Source organism: Rhizorhabdus sp. (genome assembly GCF_018006725.1).
GTDB lineage: Bacteria > Pseudomonadota > Alphaproteobacteria > Sphingomonadales > Sphingomonadaceae > Rhizorhabdus.
Map to the genome: position 1 here is coordinate 1 of NZ_JAGMXV010000258.1, position 5925 is coordinate 5925.

General features: G+C 63.0%; 6 protein-coding genes. 1 reads left to right on the plus strand and 5 read right to left on the minus strand.

Annotation, left to right across the window (positions count from 1 at the left end; translation table 11 throughout):
* Positions 1–3 precede the first annotated feature (3 nt).
* Entirely contained in the window at positions 4–774 is a 771-nt protein-coding gene (locus KAY22_RS23090) for an Arc family DNA-binding protein (protein ID WP_296625514.1), read from the minus strand.
* Between the two features lie 150 nt (positions 775–924).
* Here KAY22_RS23090 and KAY22_RS23095 point away from each other — a divergent pair, with 150 nt between their 5' ends.
* Positions 925–1128, plus strand: a complete 204-nt coding sequence (locus KAY22_RS23095; protein WP_296625515.1) for a helix-turn-helix domain-containing protein — start codon at positions 925–927, stop codon at positions 1126–1128.
* Between the two features lie 299 nt (positions 1129–1427).
* On the opposite strand, the gene KAY22_RS23100 is transcribed toward KAY22_RS23095, so the two are convergent.
* Genes KAY22_RS23100 through KAY22_RS23115 form a run of 4 tightly spaced genes read right to left on the minus strand, consistent with a single transcriptional unit; the run spans position 1428 to position 5709 of the window.
* The gene (locus KAY22_RS23100; protein WP_296625516.1) at positions 1428–2567 is read right to left on the minus strand and encodes a heparan-alpha-glucosaminide N-acetyltransferase domain-containing protein; all 1140 of its coding nucleotides are present in this window, start codon (positions 2565–2567) and stop codon (positions 1428–1430) included.
* Entirely contained in the window at positions 2479–3219 is a 741-nt protein-coding gene (locus KAY22_RS23105) for a GntR family transcriptional regulator (protein WP_296625519.1), read from the minus strand. Before KAY22_RS23105 ends, KAY22_RS23100 begins: the two co-directional genes overlap by 89 nt.
* Before the next feature lie 5 nt (positions 3220–3224).
* A complete protein-coding gene (locus KAY22_RS23110; protein WP_296625517.1) occupies positions 3225–4118 on the minus strand; it encodes an N-acetylmuramic acid 6-phosphate etherase in 894 nt (297 codons plus the stop codon).
* A 37-nt stretch (positions 4119–4155) separates the two neighbouring features.
* Positions 4156–5709, minus strand: a complete 1554-nt coding sequence (locus tag KAY22_RS23115; protein ID WP_296625518.1) for a sodium:solute symporter — start codon at positions 5707–5709, stop codon at positions 4156–4158.
* Between the last annotated feature and the right edge of the window lie 216 nt (positions 5710–5925).

Here is a 5925-nt window from a genome sequence, read left to right on the forward strand (position 1 = left end):
CAGCTATTGCTCGCTATCGGTCGGGTGAGATTCGAGCGGAGTGCTTAGGCCTAGGAGACGAAGCCCAATGGCATGTCCCGCCTGCTCTCCCCGCTTGCGGCGTGTCTCCCGCGCTGAGATCGCAGCGATAGCTTCGCTGTTCGCAGCTTGCCATTCGTCGAGGGCAGATAGCATCTCAGCGTTAAGCCGATCGTCCGTCACCTTCTTCTGTGGGTCGATGTCAGCGCCTGAAAGGAGTCCCCAACCAATCGGCGGCGAAGCTGGCGGTTCTGCAAGGGTTGCACGCGAAGCTCGGCCGAACATTCCGCGCGGCCGTCGTTGGACATCGACACTTCCGACTGTCCAGCCCAGCTCGTTGATCCGGTAATTGTCGAGAGCTTTGCGCGCGAACTCGTAAGCTTCCTGCTTTGCGGTCGAAAGGGCTTGGAGCTCGCTGATTTGCTTCATCTCCGGGGTGCCGAATCCGGGGTCGAGCCGGACGAGCAGCGCCTCAATAGCTCCTTTCACCGCCAGGAACGTATCCTCGTCAGCATGCCAATCAGCATCCGTGTCGGCTTCTATGAGCGCGATTGCAGCTGCGATCTGCTGAACGAAAGCTGTTGTGCGCCGGCTGCCGTGCGCTCGATCCTCGCGCAACGACTCCTCGAGGCGCCGTGCGATCTCACGATTGAGCGTCCAATCGTTCTCGCGCGCAGCATCCTCCAGCTGTTGCCGAACCGATTCCTTAACTCTGATTTTTAGCTGTGCTGTGTCCGACGGCTGGCGCTCGACCATGAGGGCCTCCTTTCCGGGCATTTTGACCACCGGCCACTCCTCAGTCAACCCGCGCTGGACCAAAAGTGGTTCCTTTCAACTTGCACAAACTAAAAATTGAAGCTATCACGTTTTGGAACCACTTTCGGTTCCAATTCATATAGAGGATGTATGGAGCACATCGACATGATCCAACAGCGCATCACCGTGCTTCCCGACGGCCGCCTGTCACGTAACGACGCTGCAAAATACCTCGGCCGCGCGCCAAAGACGTTGGCTGAGTGGGCGCGGTTAGGCACCGGCCCTCGTAGCTTCCTCGTCGGCGGTCGCCGCTTCTATCCGCTCGCCGATCTCCAGGCCTTCGCTGGCGGCTAGCCGGTTGGGAAGGTGGCCGCCTGATGGTGGCGGTTCGGGGGTACGTCGCTATCCGTCGATGCCGACCCAATGGCGGCGTCCACACCAGCAGTGACGCTCCACACCTCATCGATCGTCACGTTCCCGTCGCCGCTGCCCATGCGTCCGTCCTCCTGATGGCAAAAAGCCATACTCCAGATCGGACCACTTCAATGGGGGCAGGCCAGACTGACCGGGGCGAGAATAGGCGTAGCGAAAAACTCTCATTGAGAGATTTCCTTGTATGCTCCTCGAGAGAGCGTGGATTGTGGGAATGTCAGCTAGAGCCTTAGTCGCACATTGCGACGCAGCAGCAGCAACGCGATCGCGGCACAGCCGAGCGTTAGTGAAATCGCGAACGCCAACGAGTTAATGGCTGGTGCGGGGCTGAGCACGGCGAACAGCGCAAACAATCTGTCCCAGGTAGTTTCGCCGTTCCATGTCCGAATCATCACGGCAATGAGCAGCATGTGCATGACGTAGATCGTGAGAGCCGTCTGCCCAATCGAAGCGAGTAGATCGAGTAAGCCGCGAAAGAATGCGCCCCGCGAGCCTGCGATGAGCGAGAGCCAAACCAGAAGAGCAATGCCGGTCGTCACGAGCGCGAAGCTCGCCGTCCACAGCGTCTTGTTGAGAGGCAAGACTACCGACATCGCCAGTCCCAAGGCAATGCACGAGATAGCCATCGCCGTTTGCCTCGCCAGCGTTTCGGCGCCCCTTCCGGCGCTAACTCCGAGTAGTCCCGATGCAATAGCAGGGAAGGTAGATAGAAATCCTTCTGGATCATAAGTTTGGCGGTGCAATCGGCCAGGCAGGAGTTGGCGATCGAGCCACCCGCTGACGCCCTCGCCGGGCGCAAGGCTTGGTAGCGCCTCGCCCGGCGCCGCGATCATCAGGATCAGGAGGGTGTGTGCGACGAGCAGGCAGGCAGCAAGGCCCAGCGGCATGAGCGGGCCGACACTCGCGCGTGCGACAAGCGCACAGACAAGGTAGACGATACCGATACGCTGAAGCACGCCGGGCCAGCGAAGTTCGTCGAACGCAAGGCTTGGGTTCAGCGCCACCCCAAGCGCGATGCCAATTACGAGCAGCCCTAGAGTTCGCCGGAGGACGGCGTCGATTGCAGGACGCCCGGCCCGCGCGACAGCTAGCCCCACCGCGACGAGGAAAGCGGGGAAGACTAGATCAGCCAAAGTCAGGCCGTGCCACGGCGCGTGTGCCAACAACGGAAAGGTTACTTGCGCGTCTCCGGGCAAGTTAACGAGCAACATGCCAAGGACGGCCAAACCCCGAAGCGCATCAAGGCTAGGGTCGCGCGCTGGACGCCGAGCGCTAGTGATCGGCGCCCTCGTGGAGCTTTGTGATGAAGTCGTAGCGGTCGCCGCGGTAAGCCGATCGTGTGAGCTCCACCGGCGTGCCATCGGCGAGATACGAGCGCCTTTCTATGCGCAGGAGTGCACTGCCGGCCTCGATCGAGAGCAGCCCAGCCTCGACTGGCGTGGCGAGCGAGGCGCGAATACGCTGGTCGCCCGAGACCGGCCGATTGCCGGTGGTGTCGAGGGCCGCGTAAAGCGATTTGTCGATACGATCGAGCGGCGGCAGCAGGTGCGCAGGGACAACTGCGTGTTCGATCGCCAGCGGTTCGCCGTTCGCGAGACGCACGCGACCCAGACGCGCGACCTTGGCCCCGGGCGAGAGCTGGAGGACCTCGGCTTCTTCGCTCGTGGGGTTTGACAGCGACTTCACAAGCCAGATCGAACCGGACGAGTCGCCGCGATGCTCGGCGTCGGCAGTAAAGCCGGTCAGGTCGCCGCCTGGCTGCTCGATCCTTGGTGCTAGGTAGGTGCCCGACCCCTGTCGGCGAAGCAGCAGGCCCTCCTCGACGAGCTGCTCGATGGCCTTTCGGATCGTGACGCGCGATGCTCCAGTGAGCTCACACAGCGCGCGTTCGGACGGTAGAGCCCCACCGGCCTCGAGCTCACCATCGGTGATCGCGTTCCGCAGGTTGTTCGCCACTTGGATATAGAGCGGCGTCGCGTCGTTGCGATTGGGCGCGATCCGACGCGCGACCATCGAGGTCACCCCGCCTCGCTGAGGCGCGTGAGCGCGGTACGCAGATTGTCAGCGTTGTCGGCGAGCGCCGCACGCGCCGTCTCGAGCGGTACTCCGCGTGCCAGCAGCACAGCGACCTTGATGTCGCCGCCGGCGGCGTCGAGCGCAGCCTCGGCCGCTTCGCGCTCCACACCGCCCAACTGATCGACCATGCCGATCGCGCGTTCGCGAAGCTTGTGGTTGGAGACCCGCATGTTGACCATGAGCCCCTGATATACCCGACCAAGCCTTAGCATGATCGCAGTCGAAAGCAGATTAAGCGCGATCTTCTGTGCGGTGCCCGCCTTCATGCGCGTCGAGCCAGCCACGACCTCAGCGCCGGTGTCGAGAAGTATCGGGTACCGCGCGGCCGCCAATAGCGGCGTCCCAGGGTTGCTAGCTACACCAATCGTAAGAGCGCCGGCGGCTTCTGCCGCCTCGATCGCGGCAACCGTGTACGGCGTCGTTCCGCTCGCCGCGACGCCGATAACAACGTCTCCAGCCCCTACGCTGGCCGCCTGCACAGCCGCAGCGCCGCCGCGCGCATCATCCTCAGCGTTCTCGGCACTGGCGACGATAGCCTTCTCGCCGCCGGCAAGCGCATAGACGAGACGGTCGGCCGGCCAATCATAGGTTGGTCCAAGCTCGACGCCGTCCTGCACGGCGACGCGCCCCGAGGTACCGGCGCCGGCATAGACGATCCGGCCCCGCCCGCTGCGAAGAGCGATGGCTGCGGCCTCAGCGGCTGCAGCGATTGCTGCTACTTGCGGCTTGATTGCCGCAGCCGCGGCAAGCTGTGCTTCGAACATCGCCGCGACCGCATCATGCGTCGGCCACAGATCAAGGTCGGCGTAACGCGAACTTACCTTCTCGGTCGGCAACGGAATCCTCCACGGACTGCAAACAGGAACGCCGACCTCATGCCGGCTGCACGGCCGATGCTTGGCGGGTTTGCCCGGCAAGGCAAACGAGCGTTGCAAGCACCGTCCCGACGCAGAGCTGCCACGGGAAGGCGAGCGCCTTCCAGGCCGGCGGCAGCCCCAGCGTGTCGACGATATAGCTCTGCTGGAAAGCGATGCTGAGGAAGCCCACCACGAGGGCCGCGATCACCGAAGGCGTCGATCCCCGTTTGGTGAAGACCGCCGTGAAATAGACGCCGAGCAACCCGGAATAGGCAAAGGTCATGACGCTCAGCGCAAACTCAAGGAGTGGCGCGTCGGTGTACCGCTGCCAGAAGTAGCAGAGCATCGACATCGCCAGCAGAAGCCCGCCGAGCGCGAACATGCTGATGCGCCCAGCCAAGACATAATGTGCCTCGGGCTTTGCGTGCCGCTTCTCGACCCAAGGCCGATAGAAATCCTGGATGAGCACGGACGACATCGATATGAGCCCGGAATTGACGGCCGCGGCAGCAAGTACGCCGACGGTCACGAAGCCGCGCAGTCCCGGCGGAATCTGCGTCAGGATGAAGTGCATGAAGATGGTGATCTTCTCGCCCTGAAACTCCTGTCCTGCCTCGGCGCCAGTAGTGCCCATAAGGTCGGGCCGATCGTAGAAAACGTAAAGCAGCGAGCCGATCGCCAGGAAAATCAACACCACGGGAATCGCGGCCAGCACCGAAACGTAGAGGGCCCGGCTGCCGTCGCGCGCGTTGCGTGCTGACAAGAGGCGCTGCGTCGTGTCTTGATCAAGGCCTGAGTTGCCGAGATTCAAGAGCATGACGCCCGTCAGAATGGCGGCCATCGAGAACGCTGACGAAAAGTCGAGCGAAAGGTCGAGAAGCCGCAGCTTGTTCTCGCCCGATGGCGTCGTCGTTAGACCAGCCCAGATTTCTGCCGGCGACGCCGGGATCTTCATCCAGAGGAAGTAGAGCACCGTCAGTGCCGCGCCCATGTAGAGGGTGACTTGAACCAGATCGCTCCAGATGATCGAGCGCAGCCCACCGACGAATGTGAACACGAGACCAAACACGACGAGAATGGCGGACGCGACGAAGATGTCTTCGGGAGCTATGTCGCCGAACATGATCATCGAGACGGCGATTGCAGCGAGGTAGAGGCGCGCCCCGCTCGCGAAGACGCGGCCGACAAGATACATGGCGCCGGCGGCGCGCATTGCGGTCGCGTCGTAGCGGTCGGCTAGCAGTTCGTAGACGGTGGTGACGCCGGCCGAATAGAACCTCGGAATGAGCACCACCGAGACGATGATCGCGGCAACCAGATAGCCGAGATAGCTCGTCAGGTAGGTGTAGTCGCCGCGATAGCCGTAGTCGGGTGCGCCGAGGAAGGTCGCCGCTGACTGGGTCGTCGACAACACCGAGATCGCGAGCAGCCAAATCGGCAGCCGTTGCCCGGCCAGGAAATAATCGGCTGCGTCCTTCTGGCGGCGCGTCGAGAGAATGCCGGCGATAGCAAGCACCAGGACGTAAAGGCCGACGATGGACCAATCGAGCAACGTGAACTGGGCGGTCATCGCCGTTCCTTCTTGCGCGCCCGGCCCAGGCGCTGGCGGCCATCATGCGCCAAGCTGCGCGGCGGTGCGAGGCGGCAGGGGGCCAGCGCGCGGCCGGCCCCCACCGGACGCTCGGTCCTGTCGCCGGCTCTGCCCGACATCCACGCCGTCACCCGCCTGGCACTCAACAGCGTGACATTCAAGGGCCGTGGTGTGGAGATACTCTCGGCCTACACC

What these genes read in the sequence shown, in the direction of transcription:
- KAY22_RS23090 (WP_296625514.1), bottom strand. Translation starts at nt 774, where the DNA reads ATGGTCGAGCGCCAGCCGTCGGACACAGCACAGCTAAAAATCAGAGTT.
- KAY22_RS23095 (WP_296625515.1), top strand. Translation starts at nt 925, where the DNA reads ATGGAGCACATCGACATGATCCAACAGCGCATCACCGTGCTTCCCGAC.
- KAY22_RS23100 (WP_296625516.1), bottom strand. Translation starts at nt 2,567, where the DNA reads ATGGCACGCCGGTGGAGCTCACACGATCGGCTTACCGCGGCGACCGCT.
- KAY22_RS23105 (WP_296625519.1), bottom strand. Translation starts at nt 3,219, where the DNA reads ATGGTCGCGCGTCGGATCGCGCCCAATCGCAACGACGCGACGCCGCTC.
- KAY22_RS23115 (WP_296625518.1), bottom strand. Translation starts at nt 5,709, where the DNA reads ATGACCGCCCAGTTCACGTTGCTCGATTGGTCCATCGTCGGCCTTTAC.